Annotated in this window: 17 protein-coding genes; 3 read left to right on the top strand and 14 right to left on the bottom strand. The window is 45.7% G+C overall.

Features of this window, described 5'->3' with window-relative positions; genetic code table 11:
- The first annotated feature begins 188 nt into the window (after positions 1-188).
- Positions 189-1,322, top strand: coding sequence for a PhoH family protein (locus B4240_RS00160; protein WP_414707049.1), 1,134 nt, complete (start codon positions 189-191; stop codon positions 1,320-1,322).
- A gap of 127 nt (positions 1,323-1,449) precedes the next feature.
- Positions 1,450-2,103: an rRNA maturation RNase YbeY gene (ybeY, locus tag B4240_RS00155; RefSeq protein ID WP_296236166.1), complete on the top strand. Its 654-nt coding sequence runs from the start codon at positions 1,450-1,452 to the stop codon at positions 2,101-2,103.
- A gap of 15 nt (positions 2,104-2,118) precedes the next feature.
- Here the strand turns inward: ybeY and B4240_RS00150 are convergent, their stop codons facing one another.
- The 3 genes from B4240_RS00150 to B4240_RS00140 all read right to left on the bottom strand — a co-directional run bounded on the left by B4240_RS00150 (position 2,119) and on the right by B4240_RS00140 (position 4,356).
- Positions 2,119-2,994, bottom strand: coding sequence for a mechanosensitive ion channel family protein (locus B4240_RS00150; protein ID WP_296236165.1), 876 nt, complete (start codon positions 2,992-2,994; stop codon positions 2,119-2,121).
- A gap of 123 nt (positions 2,995-3,117) precedes the next feature.
- The gene (locus tag B4240_RS00145; protein ID WP_296236164.1) at positions 3,118-4,005 is read right to left on the bottom strand and encodes an energy transducer TonB; all 888 of its coding nucleotides are present in this window, start codon (positions 4,003-4,005) and stop codon (positions 3,118-3,120) included.
- 225 nt (positions 4,006-4,230) lie between these two features.
- Positions 4,231-4,356, bottom strand: a complete 126-nt coding sequence (locus B4240_RS00140; protein WP_296236163.1) for a hypothetical protein — start codon at positions 4,354-4,356, stop codon at positions 4,231-4,233.
- A 109-nt stretch (positions 4,357-4,465) separates the two neighbouring features.
- Here B4240_RS00140 and B4240_RS00135 point away from each other — a divergent pair, with 109 nt between their 5' ends.
- Positions 4,466-5,245 (top strand): hypothetical protein, encoded by a 780-nt coding sequence (locus B4240_RS00135; protein ID WP_414707053.1) that lies wholly within the window; start codon positions 4,466-4,468, stop codon positions 5,243-5,245.
- Between the two features lie 293 nt (positions 5,246-5,538).
- On the opposite strand, the gene B4240_RS00130 is transcribed toward B4240_RS00135, so the two are convergent.
- From B4240_RS00130 to nuoE, 11 genes are all read right to left on the bottom strand, one after another.
- Entirely contained in the window at positions 5,539-6,390 is an 852-nt protein-coding gene (locus B4240_RS00130) for a ferredoxin--NADP reductase (RefSeq protein ID WP_296236160.1), read from the bottom strand.
- Positions 6,391-6,594: 204 nt separating this feature from the next.
- Positions 6,595-8,073, bottom strand: a complete 1,479-nt coding sequence (locus B4240_RS00125; protein ID WP_296236159.1) for an NADH-quinone oxidoreductase subunit N — start codon at positions 8,071-8,073, stop codon at positions 6,595-6,597.
- A gap of 3 nt (positions 8,074-8,076) precedes the next feature.
- Positions 8,077-9,705, bottom strand: coding sequence for an NADH-quinone oxidoreductase subunit M (gene nuoM, locus B4240_RS00120; protein ID WP_296236158.1), 1,629 nt, complete (start codon positions 9,703-9,705; stop codon positions 8,077-8,079).
- 1 nt (position 9,706) lies between these two features.
- Complete coding sequence (nuoL, locus tag B4240_RS00115; RefSeq protein WP_296236157.1) at positions 9,707-11,581, bottom strand: NADH-quinone oxidoreductase subunit L; 1,875 nt, start codon at positions 11,579-11,581, stop codon at positions 9,707-9,709.
- Positions 11,582-11,585: 4 nt separating this feature from the next.
- A complete protein-coding gene (gene nuoK / locus B4240_RS00110; protein WP_296236195.1) occupies positions 11,586-11,894 on the bottom strand; it encodes an NADH-quinone oxidoreductase subunit NuoK in 309 nt (102 codons plus the stop codon).
- Positions 11,895-11,992: 98 nt separating this feature from the next.
- Positions 11,993-12,754 (bottom strand): NADH-quinone oxidoreductase subunit J, encoded by a 762-nt coding sequence (nuoJ, locus tag B4240_RS00105; protein ID WP_296236156.1) that lies wholly within the window; start codon positions 12,752-12,754, stop codon positions 11,993-11,995.
- Positions 12,751-13,299 carry an NADH-quinone oxidoreductase subunit NuoI gene (gene nuoI, locus B4240_RS00100; RefSeq protein WP_191692298.1) on the bottom strand — a complete coding sequence of 183 codons (549 nt, stop codon included), beginning with the start codon at positions 13,297-13,299 and terminating at the stop codon, positions 12,751-12,753. Before nuoI ends, nuoJ begins: the two co-directional genes overlap by 4 nt.
- A 68-nt stretch (positions 13,300-13,367) precedes the next feature.
- Positions 13,368-14,363 carry an NADH-quinone oxidoreductase subunit NuoH gene (gene nuoH / locus B4240_RS00095; protein WP_296236193.1) on the bottom strand — a complete coding sequence of 332 codons (996 nt, stop codon included), beginning with the start codon at positions 14,361-14,363 and terminating at the stop codon, positions 13,368-13,370.
- Positions 14,364-14,412: 49 nt separating this feature from the next.
- Positions 14,413-17,496 carry an NADH-quinone oxidoreductase subunit NuoG gene (nuoG, locus tag B4240_RS00090; RefSeq protein ID WP_296236154.1) on the bottom strand — a complete coding sequence of 1,028 codons (3,084 nt, stop codon included), beginning with the start codon at positions 17,494-17,496 and terminating at the stop codon, positions 14,413-14,415.
- Between the two features lie 10 nt (positions 17,497-17,506).
- On the bottom strand, positions 17,507-18,931 hold the full coding sequence (gene nuoF, locus B4240_RS00085) for an NADH-quinone oxidoreductase subunit NuoF (RefSeq protein ID WP_296236153.1): 1,425 nt from the start codon (positions 18,929-18,931) through the stop codon (positions 17,507-17,509).
- A complete protein-coding gene (gene nuoE, locus B4240_RS00080) occupies positions 18,928-19,437 on the bottom strand; it encodes an NADH-quinone oxidoreductase subunit NuoE (protein ID WP_296236152.1) in 510 nt (169 codons plus the stop codon). The genes nuoF and nuoE overlap by 4 nt, the downstream gene beginning before the upstream one ends.
- Between the last annotated feature and the right edge of the window lie 14 nt (positions 19,438-19,451).

Here is a 19,451-nt window from a genome sequence, read left to right as displayed (position 1 = left end):
CGTCATCTTATCAACAACTATTTTTAGCAAAATTTTGCCGTCATATTTATTAGCACTACTTTTAGTATTTACATAACCGTTATAAACGCAATGAAAATGAAAAAGCATTGAAACACGACGTATTATTTTATTTTTAAAGCCCGCTCGACTATCATGCACAGAAGCACTAATGCACTGAAGTAACGAACATGCAACGGGCAACCAAATACAAGGATAATCGCTTGACTGATTCCATAAGCCGCCGTATACATTTTGAATCGTTGACCCCAGCACAGCTGAAAACCGTGCTCGGCGAATACAATAACCACATGAAATACATCCAAGAACGCCTCGATATTAAAATCAGCCAACGCCAAGGCGACTTCTGTTTAAGTGGCGATATTTTGGGCGTTGAGCGCGGCGAACGCATCATTTATAAAATGATCGATGAAGCGCAAAACACCAAAGATATCAGCGCCGAAGAGCTGCACTTAATCATCCAATCGAGCATCGCCCGTGATGAAGATATAGAAGCTGATAAGCAATCGGCTGCCGAGGAAGATGCTGATAATTTAGAAACCGCTACTGACTTTACGCCCATTAGTCTGCGTACCCGTAAAGGTAAAATCATTCCGCGCGGTGGTAATCAGCAGCGTTATGTCAGAGATATTTTAGCCTCTGATGTGTCGTTTGGTATTGGGCCTGCTGGTACGGGTAAGACCTATCTTGCTGTTGCTTGTGCGGTCGATATGCTTGAGCGCAACGAGATTGAGCGTATTTTATTGGTGCGTCCGGCGGTAGAAGCTGGCGAAAAACTGGGCTTTTTACCCGGAGATTTGACCCAAAAAATTGACCCGTATTTACGTCCTTTATATGACGCGCTGTATGAGATGCTTGGCTTTGAGAAAGTCGGTAAAATGCTTGAAAAGCAAATCATTGAGGTCGCCCCCCTTGCTTATATGCGCGGTCGTACGCTAAACAATTCGTTTGTTATCTTAGATGAAGCGCAAAATACCACGCCTGAGCAGATGAAAATGTTCTTGACGCGCTTAGGTTTCGGCTCGCGGGCGGTTATTACTGGTGATATTACTCAGGTCGATTTGCCGCGTGGGCACAAATCAGGTCTGGCACAAGCGATGGATATCTTAAGCGGTATTGAAGAGATTCATATTACTAAGTTTGACTCAAAAGACGTCGTTCGCCATCAATTGGTGCAAAAAATCGTTGAAGCTTATGACGTCTTTGATGAAGAGCAACTTGCCTTACAAGAAAAGCGTAAGTTTGAGCGCATGAAAGAGCAAGAGCGTAAACAAGCCATTTCTGACGCCGCCGCTAAGTTATAATCTCTCTTAAAATACGTATATGGACGAGAAAAAACCGGATTTGATATCCGGTTTTTTAGTGTTAAACATTTATTGCTAGTTAATTAATCTTAGATATTTTCACATTGACATAATAAAGGAGGGTAGCATGAGCCCAGCCGAACATAATGATACTGACAATCACTTAGATGAGAATATTAATAGCCGTTTTAATAATAATAACGATGAAAAATTAGCCGCATTTAATAATGACGAGAACTTAGCCACGCTTGATATCAGCGCCGCCGATAGTATCGATGACGAGATACTCAAGACGTTTTATCCTCGTGAGAAATTGTTAAAAGTCATGATAGCGACACTGGAAAATATCGATGAGCGTATTAACCATGGTCTGACGCTGCCTTACTTTAACGATATCGATAGTGAGATATGGCAAGAGAAAACCAAAGCGCTCGATATTTATATTACCGATACAGTTGAGGGTCAAGAGCTAAATTTAGAGGCGCGCGGCAAAGATTATGCTACTAATATTTTATCCTACCCAAGCGACTTGCCAGCGGCAATCATTGGCTTGATGCCAACGTTGCCGCTAGGCGAGCTGGTGATTTGTCATGCTGTGGTGGTACGCGAAGCTACTGAGCAAAAAAAGACCGTGGCGCAGCATATCAGCCATTTATTGATACACGGTATACTGCACCTACTGGGCTTTGACCATGAGCTCGGACAAGCCGAGCAAGATGAGATGGAAAGCTTTGAGATTGCTATTTTGGCAGGACTAGGCCTACCTAATCCTTATCTCTAAGATTTTTAGACTTGTTTAACTTTTCTTTAACATGGTTTTTTGCGCTTGATCCATCTGATTAATCATCTGGTCTAAGCCTTTGACATGCACGCTGCGCTGCGGGAATGGAATGTCAATCTTGTTATCATCAAGGGCGTTTTTGAATTGTTCTAATAAATCGCACTGCATCGCCCACCAATCATCATTGGTGGTCCAAACATTTAAGGTTAAATCGACTGAATTGTCACCCAAGTTGGTCACACGTATCACAGGCGCTGGATCCGTAAAGGCCAGTGGATTGTTTTTGGCCAGATTCAGCATAATATCTTTGGCGGTTTTGATATCGGCGTCATAACCAATACCAACAGTGATATCGACGCGGCGGTTGGGTAATGCCGTATAGTTAATCACCGCCGAGGTGGTGATATCACCATTTGGAATGATAATGTCGTGATTATTGATGGTCGTCAAGTGGGTATTGACCAAGGTAATCTCGGTGACTGTACCGGTGTAACTGCTAATTTGTACATAGTCCCCGCGAACAAACGGGCGAAAGGTCACAATCATAATACCAGCGGCAAAGTTGGATAGCTGATCTTTGAGTGACAAACCAATCGCCACTGCCGCGCCGCCCAAGATAGCAACGACTGAAGTAGTCTGCACGCCGACTTTGCTAAGCGCTGCCAAAATCACGATGACCAATAATATGCCATATAATACGCGGCTTAAAAAATTGGCCGCCGTCGCCTCTAAATGGCTACGTAACATAATGCGATTACTAATGGCGACGATTTTCTTTGCTAACCAACGGCCTATCATAAATATTAATAAGGCAAATACGATTTTAAGCGCAATGCTGAGCGCATTTTCTGTTAAGGTAGCAAGATCGACGGTAAAACCTAAAAATTCCATACTGGCTCTTTATTTCCAAACTGTTTGATCATTAATTTTTGTCTTTTTAATGTTTATTATCATTTAACCTTTTTTAAAAAATGCATAATAACTATATAAGACCGGCACTAAATTTAAACAAAGTTAATAGGTGACGTCTACTCTATCACTGTAACGATAGGTACGTATCAGACGCAGCTCAACAATATCATTCATATCTTCGGTAAATTTACCAAAGGGCGCGGCTTGTCTGACCGATTGCTTGGCCGCTTCATCTAGTATGGACGAGTTTGAGCTTTCAAGCAAACGAATGGCTTTGATATTACCGTCATTACCGATAACGACCATCAAACGCACCTCACCCGTGATACCTTGGGCGCGTGCTTGGCTAGGATATTGCAGATTGCCAACCCGCTCGACGTGTTCACGAAAGGTATTGATATAATCAGCAGCGGCACCGCGCGTTGTCGAATTGCTATCGATGGTCACGACTTTTGATTTGGTCGCATAAAGCTGCTGACGCTGCGACAGTTGTGCTTCCAAGGTGGCGATTTGCTTGCGCAGGCGCTCTTCTTGCGCCAGCATGTCATCTTGTTCTTGTTTGCTATCATTGTCAGTTTCAACGCTTGCTTCACGCCAACTTAACGTTGTACGCAGGTAGCTTTCTTGATAGCGCTGCTGCCGAACTTGACGCTGTAGGTCAATGACATCTTGCGTTTCACTCATTTGTTCAGCAGACACCGGACTGCTCTGATCCGTCTCTTGACGTATTTGTTCTTGCACCGTACCGCCGCCTTCTTGCGAGGCATTGGCAATAAACTGCGCATCTTCATTCGGCTGCATATTATCGGTTAGGGCTTTTGCAACGTCCTGCATCAAGCCCGCAGGGTCTTGTCCCATCGAAAAACTGATACCAAAAATAACCAGCGCATGCACGCTAACAGCGATAACCACCGCCATAGGCAGACTGATATCGCGCTTGGGCGCTTGCGCTGAAAAATGATAGCTTTGCGAGTCTTTAATATAGGCCACAGTGAATCTCAGCTGATAAATACAAGGATAGTTGGTAAAAGGCGTGTGTAGCCGCTCTTAAATAAAATGAGCACTTGTCGACCAATGCCGGCGCTATCATACCATGACATAGAATTGTCTCGCTAGCACAAGCGTATATCGCCGCCACTAACAGACTTGCCTGCTTATCCACTGCTAATCTAGCAACCCAGATTTGCAGAGTTTTACGTCTTAAAGGCGTGCACCTTAAAGGCGTGCATAGTAACGGTTTTGCCCAATCGCTGGTAAATAGCAGCGCTGCTTAATAACGGTTTTGCCCAATCGCTGGTAAATAGCAGCGCTGCTTAATAAGGACAAAACGGAGACGTCCATTTTGCCTGCTGCCATTTTAATATATACTGTTTTATAAGTACTTTTTGCGCCTGTCACTAAAAATGACACCATAATTATAAGGATAATAAGTTTGAGTAACTTTGATCATATGGACAACACGGATAATTCGGACAGTTTTGAGGAGTTATTTGAGACTATCGCTGACCGTTTTGATGAATCATTTAACGATGGCTGGGAGCGCCTGACCCAAGCAGTCAAAAGTATCTATAACAAAACGACGGATAAACTCGAGGATGAACTGTCCTTGCCGGTCGCGCAAACCTACGTTAACGATGCTTTGCAAAAATACGTCACCGATAATGTCAAGGCCATTTTAGAGCTGCGCGCTGAGATACACGACAACTGGTTTCGCTTGTATTGCACGGTCGATGTTGGCGGCATTTATGCCGAGGTGGCAAGTAATTTTAGTTTGGTGCACGTGCAGCTTGATCGCAACGTCCAGCGCCTTGTCTTTGGACAGCGAACTTATACCGATGTCCTTAACCTACGCTGCGAGTCGTTTATCAAGCGCCAAGGTCTCAAGCTTTTTATTTGGTTTTATCATAGTGTCCTTAAAAAAGACCCTTTGGGCTTTATTTTGTCTTATATCAACATCGCGCGGGCAAAAGAAGAGATTATTTACCTTGATATCAATCGCTGGCTCAAAAAGAACAAAAAAATTATCAGCACCTTACATAAAGTACAGGTAAATTATGGCGAGCTCGAAGAAGAGCAATTGGTGCTTAAAACGCAAATCAATTATCGCGATTTGCTGGCAAGCAGCGCCAATGAAGATATCATTAGCGACAAGGATGAGCCTGAATTGATGCAAGGTCCTATCAATCCGATCGATGACGCTACTGAGCCAAGTTTAGAACCTTCTTCATAAAATGCTAAAAGCACCCTAAACGCTATTTAAATGTCTTTATTAAAAAAAGCGCTAACTTTTAAGATTATTATCTTTAAAAGTTAGCGCTTTTTTAATGGTGAAAGAATATTTTTAATAAAGTAAAGTATAGTTAAGATATTTAAAAACGCTACGGTAATGCTTGTATAGTTTTTTTGCAGCCTCTGTCTGCGTAGGCACAGCAAGCAAGAAAAAACTGTACAAGCAGTATGTGGTGTATCGATATTACTTTTCATTGACTATAGGCTTATAGTAGATCTAAACCGTTATTGCCATTACCAGTAGTTTTCTACCGCAATATTGCCCTCACCGCGGCGATTCATCACCAACCCGAGCGACTTTAGAGTCTCTTTGGTATCTTCTACCATCTCTGGGTTGCCGCATAGCATGACATGTGTGCTATCGACGTCTAAGTCAATACCTGCGCGCGCTTGCAATGTGCCATCCAATAACAGCTTTGGCAGACGTTCTGTCAATGCCCCCTCGACAGGCTCGCGGGTAACGATAGGAATAAAAATAAGCTTGGCTGGATTATCAACCAGAGAACCAAAATCTTCTTGCAAGCTTTCAATCTTGTCAATATAAGCAAGCTCCTCTGTCGAGCGTGCGCTATAAGCCAATACGATATGTTCGTAATCTTCCCAAGTCTTTAAATCTTGAAGCATTGATAAAAATGGCGCTAAACCTGTACCTGTGGCCAGAAACCATAAATCTTTTGGCAGCGGTTTTTGATAACGGGCTAAAGTTAAAAAGCCAAAAGGCATGGTGTTTAGTAATAGCTCATCGCCGACTTCTAGGTGTTGTAGCTGTGAGGTAAAGGCGCCATCAGGGATAACAATAGAGAAGAATTCTAATACCTCATCAAAGGGTGACGATACAATAGAATACGCGCGGAAAATATCTTCATTTAGCGCTTCATTTACTGTTTTGTCCAGTTCTTTATCATCAGTATCACCGGCTTTAGCCTGCTGTTTATAGTAGTTTAATTGGCTGGCATTAACGCCCAAACGTACAAATTGCCCAGCAGTAAATTTAAAGCTATCAGGACGGCTGACGGTGAAGCTAAAGAGATTGGGCGTCCAGGTGGTTTTGCTAAGCACCGTTACTTTTTGAATATTGTCACTCATGATAATAAATCACCCTCGTTTTTTATTAATAATTATTGCTTGTCTGTTATAGATGGCTATCATTATCAATTTTTAAAGGCTACAAATAAAAGATGCGCCAAGCTTAACATAAAGCTGGCGCATCTTTTAGTTTTCTAACGGAACTATCATATGTAGCGGCAGCAATTAACTTATAATGCAGCCGCTCACTTTATCTTTTTATGCTTACCAAATGCGAGCCAAACTTGCCCATTCAATCATGCTATTTGGCAACACCCCAAAGAAGAGAATGATGGCCGTGACGGCGATAACCATGATACCGCCGGTACGCAGGCCCCACTGCTTTGAAACGTCAAATTCAATAAATTGTTTTGGACGTTTAAATAGCGTGAGCATAACGCGTAAGTAATAAAACAGGCCAATGGCACTACCCAAGATAATCATTGCTGCCAAGAACCAATTAGTACCTTGAACGGCGGCAAGAATCGCAAACAACTTAGTGATAAAGCCTGCTGTTAATGGAATACCTGCCAATGACAACATCATAATAGTCATAACCGCAGTCAATACCGGACGGCGCCAGAATAGCCCTTGGTAATGGGTTAACTCATCGGCCTCACCTGCCAAGCGATAAGGGCTCGACATCAAGGTTACGACGCCAAAGGCACCGATAGAGGTAAAGGCATAAATCGCCATATACATGCTTGAGATACTATCAGCGGCTGAACCGATACTGACAATCACAATCAGCACATAACCCATATGGGCAATGGACGAATAACCAAGCAGACGCTTAAGGCTGGTTTGGCGAATGGCGAGCAAGTTACCCACTAGAATCGACAAGGTTGCCATAACCATTAATAGCATTTGTACCGATGGCAGCGCCAATAACGACGTATCAATCAAGAAGCGAACAGCAAGCGCCATCATTGCCACTTTGGAGACTGATGCCAAATAGGTAGCGATAGGTGCGGGTGCGCCCTCATAAACGTCTGGCGTCCACATATGAAATGGCGCAGCAGACAATTTAAAGGCAATACCAAACATCATCATCGCTGTACCGACGATTAACAGTGGCGACTCAAAAATATTAACCAAGGTCATGCTAATAGGTTTAAAGGCGAGCGAGCCCACTTGCGCATAAATAAACGCCATACCCATTAGCAGCGTTGCCGATGCTGTGGCTGATAGTACTAAGTATTTTAACCCCGATTCAAGCGAGCGTCTGCGCATATAAGTATATGCCAGCATGCCGTATAGCGGAATCGACAGCATCTCGAGGCTCATAAAGAAAGAGGCTAAATGCTGAGCGCTAACCATCAGTAGCGCGCCAACGGTCGATAACAGCATGAGCAAATACAGCTCTTCTTTATGATCGTCTAAATCGGCCAAATACGCATAAGACAGCGTAAAACAGGCCAAAGCACAGATAAAGATAACCACCATATTAAACTGCGCAAAGTTATCGATAACAAATAATTGCTCGGCGGTTGGCACAAGCGCCCCGCTATCGATGATGCCAGCCATTTGCCCAAGCAGCGTAAACAAACCGACGTTTAGACCGATTACCGAGATGGTACCAATCACCATATGCGAGCGTTTAATCGTAATGGCAATCATGACCACCAATACCGTCATCACTACCGCAATGATTGGCGCATAAGGCATAAGCCCCATCAAATCATTCATCGTAAATTCATTCATGACTTAACGTGCCTCCATTGCATCAAGCAGCTGTGATGCATCTACTTGTGTCACTTGACTGTATATATAGGCGTTATTAATCCACTGCATGGCGTGACTTGACGTATCAAGAAACGGCTGTGGATACAGTCCGAGCCAGACCAACCCTGCCGCTAGCATAAGCAGCAAGGACAGCTCGCGCTTACCCAAATCTTTTAATGGGCGCGCCGGCAAACCATGAGCTTCGGTTTCTCGTAACGCCACTTCTTTAATATTATTGCTACCAAACAGAGCGCGGTGAATTAAGATAAGCGAGTATAGACCTGCCAACACCAAACTGAATGTCGCGAATACCACAAACACCGGATACTCAGCAAAGGCACCAAATAAAATCATAAACTCGCCGATAAAGTTACCTGTGCCCGGGATACCTAGTAGGGCGGCACAGAAGAACATCAGTATCGGCGCATAATAGCGGAATTGACCCCACATACCGCCCATCAAGGTCAAATCGCGCGTATGCAAGCGCTCGTATAGCTGCCCTGACATAATAAACAAAGCTGCCGAGCTTAAACCATGCGCCAGCATCTGAATCATCAAACCTTGTAGGCTGATTAACGTACCAGCATAAATGGCCAAGACCACAAAACCCATGTGCGAGATACTGGTATAAGCCAGTAAGCGCTTCATATCGGTTTGCATAAAGGCAAGCCACGCACCGTAAAAGATACCAATGGTGCCTAACGTCATCGCAATCGGCGCGAAGTCTTGTGATGCTGCTGGGAATAATGGCAAGACAAAACGAATCAAACCATACGCAGCGGTTTTAATCAAAACCCCCGCCAAATCCACCGAACCTGCGGTTGGCGCTTGCGCATGAGCGTCAGGTAACCAGCCGTGAAAAGGGAAAATTGGCAATTTAACCGCAAAGCCAATAAAGAAGCACAGCATGATGGGATATTCCCAGCCGCCAAGTGAGGTGCCAAGCAAGTCATTATAATTAAAGCTGACCACGCCTTTTTGCGCATAGCTGATAATGACCAATATTAAGATACCGACCAACATGATAAGGCCAGAGGCTTGGGTATAAATAAAGAACTTGGTTGCCGCGTATTCTTTGCTTCTGCCACCGATCACATCATGACCCCAAATAGCAATCAAGAAGTAGATAGGCACCAGCATCATCTCCCAAAAGAAGAAGAATAAGAACAGGTCGATGGCCAAGAAAACCCCAATAACGCCGCCTAAGCTCCACAAAAGGTTGAGATGGAAGAAACCAACGCGGCGTTGGATCTCGTTCCACGAACAGGCAACCGCGGCAATACCCAGCAGTCCTGTTAAACCAACCATCAGCAGCGATAAGCCATCTAGCGCTAAATGAAAACTGATACCAAAGCTCGGTATCCATGGCACCGCAAATTCAGCAACCCATGGCACCGCGGCGTCAGGCGCAATCACCTGCTTGCTCATGCCGCTATAATCGCCGTATTGCCACAATACCAATGACAATCCAAAGGTTAACGTCATACCGATTAAAGCAATCCAGCGCGGCAGACGTTTATTAAAGCGTTCGACCAACCAGCACAGCAACCCTGCAATAAAAGGAATTGCAATCAATGCTGGTAGCATCCACGTTTGTTGTAACTCTATCATCTTATACCACCGTCATCATTACCAGCACGAGCAATACAGCCACACCCAAGCCAAAGCTTGCAGCGTAACCTCGAAGTGACCCTGTTTGCGTTGCAGACAATACCTTATTACCAGCGGAAGCCAGCTTAGGTAAAATGTGCCACGTTTTATCGATAGGGTCGGCTTTAAATAAGCGGCCGATGAACAAAAAGGGTTTTACAAAAACTATATCGTATAGCGCATCAAAGCCCATACCGTGATAGCTCCAATGATACAACGACGCACCAATACTCGTGCGCTTAAAGCGGGTCAACATGCGACCTTTATCAGCGACATATAACAGTGCTGCGATAATTAGGCCTGCAAGCATCGCACCCATGGCGATATATTCCGCCGTATGTTTGTCATGCGCACGGCCCGCCACTTCTAATAAATGCCCAGCGCTCTCTGGCAACACGCCTTGTAATGGCGGCGTAATCCAAGCACCAACGGCGGTTGATAATATCAGTAGCACCGTCAGTGGCAACCAATAGGACACCCCAGATAATTTATGCGCATGGGTTTTTTCTTCCCCAAAGAAGATAATCCAAATCATTCGGAAGGTATAAATCGCGGTTAAGAACGCTCCGAATACACCCATATAAAATAGAACTTGGTGTCCGGTTGCGTAGCTTTCCCACAAAATCGCTTCTTTAGAATAAAAACCTACCGTGACCCAAGGAATTGCTGCTAATGCCCCGCCGCCGACGATATAACACCAAAACACTAACGGTATCTTTTTACGCAATCCGCCCATCTTAAAGATATTTTGCTCATGGTGTACCGCAAGAATGACCGCACCTGATGATAAGAATAGCAAGGCTTTAAAGAAAGCATGCGTCATCAAGTGAAAGATTGCGCCCTGCCATGCACCAACGCCGAGTGCTAAGAACATGTAGCCGATTTGGCTCATGGTCGAATACGCAAGGATACGTTTGATATCGGTTTGTGCCAGCGCACAAAAACCAGCAACAACTAACGTCAATGCGCCCACTGCCCCAACCCAGTACAAAAGGACGCCCGGCGTAAGGAGAAATAAGGGATGCAGGCGCGCAATCAGATAGACACCGGCGGTAACCATGGTTGCTGCGTGAATCAATGCTGAAACTGGCGTTGGACCTGCCATCGCATCAGCAAGCCAGGTATGTAACGGCAACTGCGCGGATTTGCCCATCGCACCGCCAACAAGCATTATGGTGGTTAAAATCATGGTTGGATTGTTAATATCAAAGATTTCTGGCGCACGAGTAATAATCTCTTGAATATGCAAGGTGCCAAATTCGCGAAATAATAAAAACAAACCAAAGGCCAAAAACACATCGCCAACACGGGTGACAGTAAAGGCTTTCATCGCAGCCCGACCATTGGCGCGGTCTTGATAATAAAAACCAATCAAGAGGTACGAGCAGATACCAACGCCTTCCCAGCCAAGATAGAGCAAGAACAAGTTATCTGCCAACACCAGCAATAACATACTGGCAACGAACAAGTTCATATAGCTAAAAAAGCGCGCAAAGCCTGTTTCACCTTTCATATACCATGCGGCAAACAGATGAATCAAAAAGCCGATACCGGTAATAACACCCGTCATCGTCAATGCCAAGCCATCAAAGCTTAGGCCAAAACTTGGCGCGAAGTCCCCGACTTGGAACCACGTCCATAGCGGCATCTCGATGACTGTACCGGCGGGATGACTGGTTAAAAAGGTATAGCTGACAAACAGCGTACAAAGCGCTGATAGCAGCATGCTACCGACACCGACAATCGCTGCCACCTGCTCGCTTAACTTGTCGCGCATAAAGGCTAAAATCAAAAAGCCAACGAGCGGGAATATAAAGGTTAATGGTAATAAACTCATGACATCATCCTTTCATCTCATTGGCGCTATCGACATCGAGATGCCCACGCTGATGATAAAACCGCAATAATATTGCCAAACCAATGGCCGCCTCTGCCGCTGCTAGGGTCAAAATAAAGATAAACATAATCTGTCCATCTGGATCGACCCAGCGGCTACCTGCCACCACAAATGCCAAAGCCGCGGCATTCATCATGATCTCAAGGCTCATCAGCATAAATAAGAAATTACGCCGTACCATGACCCCGCATAGACCAATCGCAAATAAGATACCGGCCAAAATTAGACCATGACTTATGGGTATCATACCCAGTACATTTTGCGCCTCAGCAACTGGCTGTACAAAGCCTGCTACCTCGTGGGCAAACGGCACATTTGCAACCTCTTGTGCCACGCTTGCTGCTAGTACCATCAGTCTGACTCCTTGCGCGTGACTCGTTGTATGCCTACCTGCTTACCTACATAGTTAAGCGGGTCGACATCTTTATACTCGTATTCTTCAGCAAGCCTTAACGCATCACCCTCTGTAAGGGTGCCATCTATATACGAGCTATCTTGACGCATATTGTTATCGTATGATTTGATATTGGCTACATTTGGATGAAGCGTTTGGCTATCGTCACTTTGACTGATATGACTGACAACCTCATCATTGCTAGACTCTTTTCCCAAATGATAAGCGGCAACCAACGCAGCTAATAATAGCAATGCTGCCACTTCGACCAACATAACGTATTTGGTAAATAACACCGTACCGACCGCTTTAGCTGAGATCGTCGTACCACCAATCATCGCCGTATCCGTATGGTTAAGACCTATCAACGCATACAGCACAACCGCGATGATAATCGTTAACCCCGTCGGTATCGCCCAAGTGCCAGCATCAAGCCAGCGCTCTTCACGCTCATCATTACTCATGCCAAGGTTTAGCATCATAATGACGAAGACAAACAGCACCATAATGGCGCCAGCATAAACGACAATTTCGAGCGCCCCAGCAAATGGCGCACCTAACACAAAGAAAATACCTGAGATGGCCAATAACGACACAATCATCGATAAAATAGCGTGCACTGGATTGGCGAGCGTCACCACGCGTAAGCTGGCAAATATTGCCACTGCTGCCAGCGCATAAAACCCTGCCAATTCAGGACTATTTAAGATATTCATCATGGTAGCAAGCTCCTTAGATCAATCGGTGCCGCTTCGTTTTGCGCCGCGCCTTTTGGTTTATCTGCTACCGCCATTCCCGTCACGCGATAATAGTTATAATCGGGATATTTACCAGGGCCAGAGATGAGCAAATGCTCTTTTTCATAGACCAAGTTTTGACGGACATATTCACCCATCTCAAAGTCAGGCGTCATCTGAATCGCCGTCGTCGGACAAGCTTCTTCACACAAACCGCAAAAAATACAACGTGAAAAGTTGATGCGGAAAAACTCTGGATACCAGCGGCCATCTTCACGCTCTGCTTTTTGCAAAGAAATACAGGCAACTGGGCAGGCCACGGCGCATAAGTTACAAGCAACGCAGCGCTCATCACCATCAGGGTCGCGCGTCAACACAATACGACCACGAAAACGCGGCGGTACTGGCACCGGCTCTTCTGGATAAAGAATGGTGTCGCGCGGCCTGATTGCATGACTATTGACCATCCACATACTGCGGACAATGGTAAACATACCAATGACGGTCTTTTTTATAGTAGTAAACATGGGATTATTATCCTTATCAGCTTTACCCTAGTTCATCAGTGATGGCTAGTGATGGCTACTAGTAATGACTATAACGTTGGGGAAAAAATCAAAATCACCGCAGCAGTCACCAATAAATTAATCAAGGTTACCGGCAGGCAGATTTTCCAACCAAAGTTCATTACCTGATCATAGCGCGGACGTATGAGTGAGCCTCGAGCCAAAATAAACATGGTCATAAAAAATAGCGTTTTAATCATGAACCAAAAAGCTGGTGGAACAAAAGGAATATCTAAGTTAAACGGTGCAAGCCAGCCGCCAAAAAACAGGCAGGTCATCAGTGCAGAAATCAGCACGACGTTGACATATTCCCCAATAAAAAACATACCAAATTTCATGCCCGAATATTCGACATGATAACCTTCAGCAAGCTCTTGCTCGGCTTCTGGTTGATCAAATGGATGTCTATGGGTGACAGCAACACCGGCAACGACAAAGGTTAAAAAGCCAAAAAATTGCGGAATGATATACCAACCATCAATTTGCGACTCAACGATTTCACGTAGGTTAAATGAACCTGTTAGCGCCACAACGCCCATCAATGATAAACCTAAAAACACTTCATAACTGATGGTTTGCGCTGCGGAACGTAGGCCGCCGAGCAAAGAGAATTTATTGGCAGAAGCCCAACCACCAAACATCACCGCATAAACTGCAATACCTGCCATGGCAAAGAAGAACAAAATACCGATATCCCAATCAGCAACCCCAAGGGTTGGTGAGATAGGAATGATGGCAAAAGATGCCAAGGCGGTAAACATGGCAACCGCAGGCGCCAAGGTAAACATAAACTTATCGGTAAAGTTTGGCGTCCAATCTTCTTTAAAGAAGATTTTGAGCATATCGGCAACCAGCTGTAGCGAGCCAAACGGACCGACACGGTTGGGACCGTAACGGTCTTGCCACAACGCTAACATCCGGCGCTCATAAACAATCATCAACGCTGCCACAATAACGACCACTAAAAAGATAACCAGCGCTTGCACGACCATAAATAGTATCGACCAAGTATCAAAGGTCATCATACCAGCCAAAAAGCTTGGCACATCAGGGATAATACGGGTAACTTGCAAATTACACCTCCTGTGTGGTGGTCGGCGCACTGCTTACTGGCGCGGCGCGGTTATTGGTATTGGCGGTTAACGTATTATCCGTTGCCATACTGCCCATCATCGTCACTGGCGCATCAACTTTGCGTACTGACGCTGGCATGGACGGGTGAATGATACTCACCTGCCCAACCGGATAGCCAATACAGCCTTCTGCTAAGTAACCAACGAGCTCAACGGGTAAGGTAATTTGCTGTTTATCAATCTCAATCGCCAGATAATCACCCGCTGCAAGACCCCATGCTTTGGCATCGTCGATACCGACGCGCCATGCTGCTACTGGCAACTGCCCAGCAACCACTGGACTACGTGATGCCATCATAGAGCTGGCATAAAGATTATACACAGGCACCAGTTTTGCTTGACCTTGTTGCATATCTGTCGTCGTTACCGAATTAAATTCTGGTGCGACATATTGACGCTTGGCTAGGCGCTCTAATTGATCAAACAGACGCACGCCTGGATCACCATTTCTAAGGCTACCACCAACTTTATCTTGGTATTTATTCCACGCCTGCGGTGAGTTCCAACCAGCAGCGCGAGCAAAGGGAATCATAGAGCTTGGGGTTTGTTTACCGCTATAGCCTTCCATCGAGAAGGTTAAACCGGTATCCAAATCTTTTGGCTGCATCGGCTCATGCACCGATATTGGCGCACGCATCGAGGTGCGACCTGAATAACGGCGCGGCTGACGGGCAATTTTAAGACCGTTCATACGGTAATCGGCGTCAGGAGCAGCATCTTTAATACCAGCAAGTTTAGGATGGGTGGTGATTAGCGCATTGATGACATCATCAAGCAAGGTCCAATCGACATCACGGCCTTCTAAGCTGCTATGCACCGCATGTAACCAGCGCCAGCCTTCTTTAATACTACTCATTGGATGATAATAATTATTATCATAAACTTGGAAGAAGCGCTGCGCGCGACCTTCAGCAGAGATGAGCGTACCATCCGCTTCAGCAAAGCTTGCGGCTGGCAAGACGATATCGACATCTTTATGCCAATCAAGCAGCTGATGATCGAGGGCAATAACGGTTTTATCGGCCAATAGCTGGGTTAAATTATGCGCATCAATGGCATCCGTTAACTGGTTTTCAGCAACAATAACCACATCAAAATCAGTTGCTAATAACTCTTCAACCGATTGACCGCCCAGCATACAAACGCCAACACTATTGGCATCAGGAACGGCTAAGTAAATACCGGCTTGAGCGTGATAGTTTTTATTCACCTCTTTTAGCTCAGGCTTGGTTGCAGGCTCGCGCTCGACATCGTCTTGCGCTTCTGTATCAACGCCGGTTTCCGGTTTGTTCGGCTTAGCAGACAAGTCTTTGTCTTCGCTTTGCTGCGCCGTTGCTGCTTGCGCTTCGGCAGCTTCGACCTTAGCATTATGTGCCTCGACCTGCTGCTGCTCAGTGGCTTTAATCGCCGCCCGTTTTTGGCTTAATGCTTGGGTGATTTGCGCCGCTGCTTCTATCAGTGCAGTCGATGATAAGCTCGTACCCGAAACAATCAGCGGCTTATCAGCTTGGATTAAGTCATAAGCGATTTGCTGAGCTAAAGCTTGCATAGCGTCAATATGAGTATCCACATCACTGTCTGAGTTTGTTTCTGCTATTTTTGCCAAATCGTCAGCAAAATTCGCAATCTCATCCGCAACTTTAAAGCCAAGTTTGATGATATCTTCAGGCGTTGCCACAACGCTGACCTTACTGATATCCTCAAGTTTGGTTTGGATAACATCGATGACATATACCGGGCTTTGTACGCCTTGACCAATGCGTTTAACTGGCTCTGCCAACCACGACTGGGTTTTGGTCGCTGCTGCCATTTTAATGGCTTCATTTTTTGCTGCTTGACGAATCGATAGCGCCACACGTGATGAAGTCTGGGTAATATCTTCACCCAATACCAACACCGCATCGTGGCTTTCAATATCAGCCATACCAGGATTGTAAATACCCTCGGTGCTTAACACTTCAATACATTTATTGACCAGTGTTTGCTGCTGATGGTTTAAACCCGTTGAGAAATTCTCAAAGCCAACCATGTTTTTTAGCGCAAAGTTGGTTTCAAGGCTCGCGCGCGGTGAGCCAATACCGATGACTTTTTTATCTTTGATACGCTTGATGGTTTCGTCAAGGGCATAGTCGATATTGATTTTGACATGCTTGTCATTGATACGCTCAAGCGCTTGCGTTGGACGGTCTGCGCGGTTGACGTAACCATAACCAAAGCGGCCTCTATCACATAAGAAGTAACGGTTTACTTCACCGTTATAGCGGTTTTCGATACGGCGCAATTCGCCATAACGCTCACCCGCTGAGATGTTACAACCAGCCGAGCAGCCATGACAGATGCTTGGCGCGTACTGCATATCCCATTTACGGTTGTAGCGCTCAGAGTGGGTCTTATCGGTAAATACGCCCGTTGGGCACACTTCGGTTAAGTTGCCTGAAAATTCACTTTCGAACTGACCGTCTTTATCACGACCAAAATAAACGCGCTCGTTTGAGCCATAAACGCCCAAATCTTCGCCGCCTGCGTAGTCTTTATAAAAACGCACGCAGCGATAACAAGCGATACAGCGGTTCATTTCATGAGCGATAAACGGTCCAAGGTCTTGGTTATGATGGGTACGCTTGGTAAAGCGATAGCGACGACGGCTATGACCTGACATATAGGTCATGTCTTGCAAATGACAATGTCCGCCCTCTTCACAGGTTGGACAGTCGTGTGGATGGTTAACCATCAATAGCTCAACCATCGATTTACGAAACGCTTTGGCTTCATCGTCGGTCACTGAAATGTACATATCGTCGCCCGGAGCGACCATACAAGACATCACCAAGCGACCACGGCCCGCTTCCATATCTTCTTTATTTTGATACTGCTTAACCGCGCACTGACGGCAAGAGCCGACTGAACCTAAGGCTGGGTGATAACAAAAATACGGCACATCAATGCCGAGTGACAAACAAGCTTGGAGCAAGTTGTCGCTGCTATCTACTTCGACAGTGGTTCCATCAATATGTATGACTGCCATGCCGCTCTCCTTATTTCACTTCTGGCTGTTGATGGGCTGCAGCCTCAATGACATCTGCACCAACCGCCTGCGCAATTTTTTGATCAAACTCAGGACGGAAATATTTAATTGCACTCATCAGTGGTTCCATCGCACCCGGCGCATGCGCGCAAAAGGTTTTGCCGATCCATAAGTCACGGGTTAAGCCTTCTAGTTTCTCAACGTCACCGATTTGACCTTGACCATCGTTGATAGCGGTGAGCAATTTAACGCCCCACGGCAAACCATCGCGGCACGGCGTACACCAACCGCACGATTCACGTTGGAAGAAAACCTCAAGGTTGCGCAGCAGTGGCACCATGTCTTGCTCTTCATCAACGACCATGATTAGCCCCGTACCCATACGGCTACCGGCTTTTTGAATGGTGTCAAAATCAACGACCGTATCTAAATGCTCAGCGGTTAAAAAGTCGGTTGAGGCGCCGCCGGGTAGCCAAGCTTTCAGCTTTTTACCTTCCTGCATACCGCCCGCAAAGTCTTCGATAATTTCACGCGCGGTATAACCAAATGGTAGCTCCCATAAACCGGGATCATTGACCAGTCCTGAACAACCAAATAATTTGGTGCCCGGCGTTTCGACCACGCCTTTTGCTTTTGGTAAGTCTTGATACCATTTACTACCGTGCAAAATAATCGCTGAAACGTTGTGCAAAGTCTCAACGTTATTGACCACCGTTGGACGGCCCCACGCACCTGCTACTTGTGGAAATGGCGGTTTGGTACGCGGATTGGCGCGGCGACCTTCTAGAGAGTTAATCAGCGCGGTTTCTTCACCGCAAATATAACGACCAGCGCCGGTATGGACGTGCAAATCAAAGCTAAAGTCTGAGCCTAAAATATTATCGCCGACCAAGTTATTGGCACGCAATTCTTCAAGCGCCGCCGTTAGACGCTCTGCTGCTAAAATATATTCACCGCGAATAAAGATATAGCCTGCCGTTGCACCAATCGCATAGGCAGAAATCAGCATACCTTCGATAAGCTGTAACGGCAGACGCTCCATGAGCAAACGGTCTTTAAAGGTTCCCGGCTCCATCTCATCGGCATTACAAACAAGATAGCGCGGACCGCCATCGGGTGGCGCCATCAGCGACCATTTAATACCTGCTGGAAAACCTGCACCGCCGCGACCTTTTACCACCGCTTCTTTAATAGTATTTAAAGTATCAGCTGGCGATTGGTTTAAAGCCATTTTTAGCGCTTCAAAACCGCGTAATGATTCATAAGTCGCTAAATCTAGGACTGCATCGTGATGTGCCAAGCGCCACGTTAAAGGTTTGGTTTCGCTAGTAGCAGTCGCTTTATCGCCGTAAACAGGAATGCGCTGGTCATTTAATTGGCTAGGCGCTTTGCCTTGAGCGCGACGAGCAATCTGCTCAGAAATCGTTAAACTCATGCGTATAGCTCCAACAATTGGGCGACCTCAGAGGGCTGCACTGGGCCATAGGTATCTTCATTAATCAATACCGCAGGGCCTTTATCACAGTTACCCAAACAACATATCGGCAATAGCGTAAAGCGGTTATCAGGGGTTGTCTGACCGTAGTCGATGCCCAGCTGCGCTTTTAATTCAGCCGCCAATGCTTCGTAACCCGTTAGATAACAAGCCACCGAGTCACAAATAAGGATGACATGACGGCCAACCGGCTGACGATAAATACGGTTAAAAAAGGTTGCCACCCCATCCATGTCGGTCACAGGAATATTTAGGATATTGGCGATGGCATTCAGTTGTGCATCATCAACCCAGCCGTTACGCTTTTGCACGATTTTTAGTGCATCTAAAGACGCTGCCCGTGGATGGGGATAATGATGCATATGCTCATGGATAGCCGCAATTTCTTCCGCGGTTAAAATACTTGCCACATCTACTTTTGGCATTTTATCGGAAACAATTCTCATAATCTTCGTCTTTC

Origin of the sequence: Psychrobacter sp. UBA5136, assembly GCF_002414005.1 — a bacterium.
Lineage (GTDB): Bacteria > Pseudomonadota > Gammaproteobacteria > Pseudomonadales > Moraxellaceae > Psychrobacter.
This window is presented reverse-complemented; position numbering and strand designations above follow the sequence as displayed.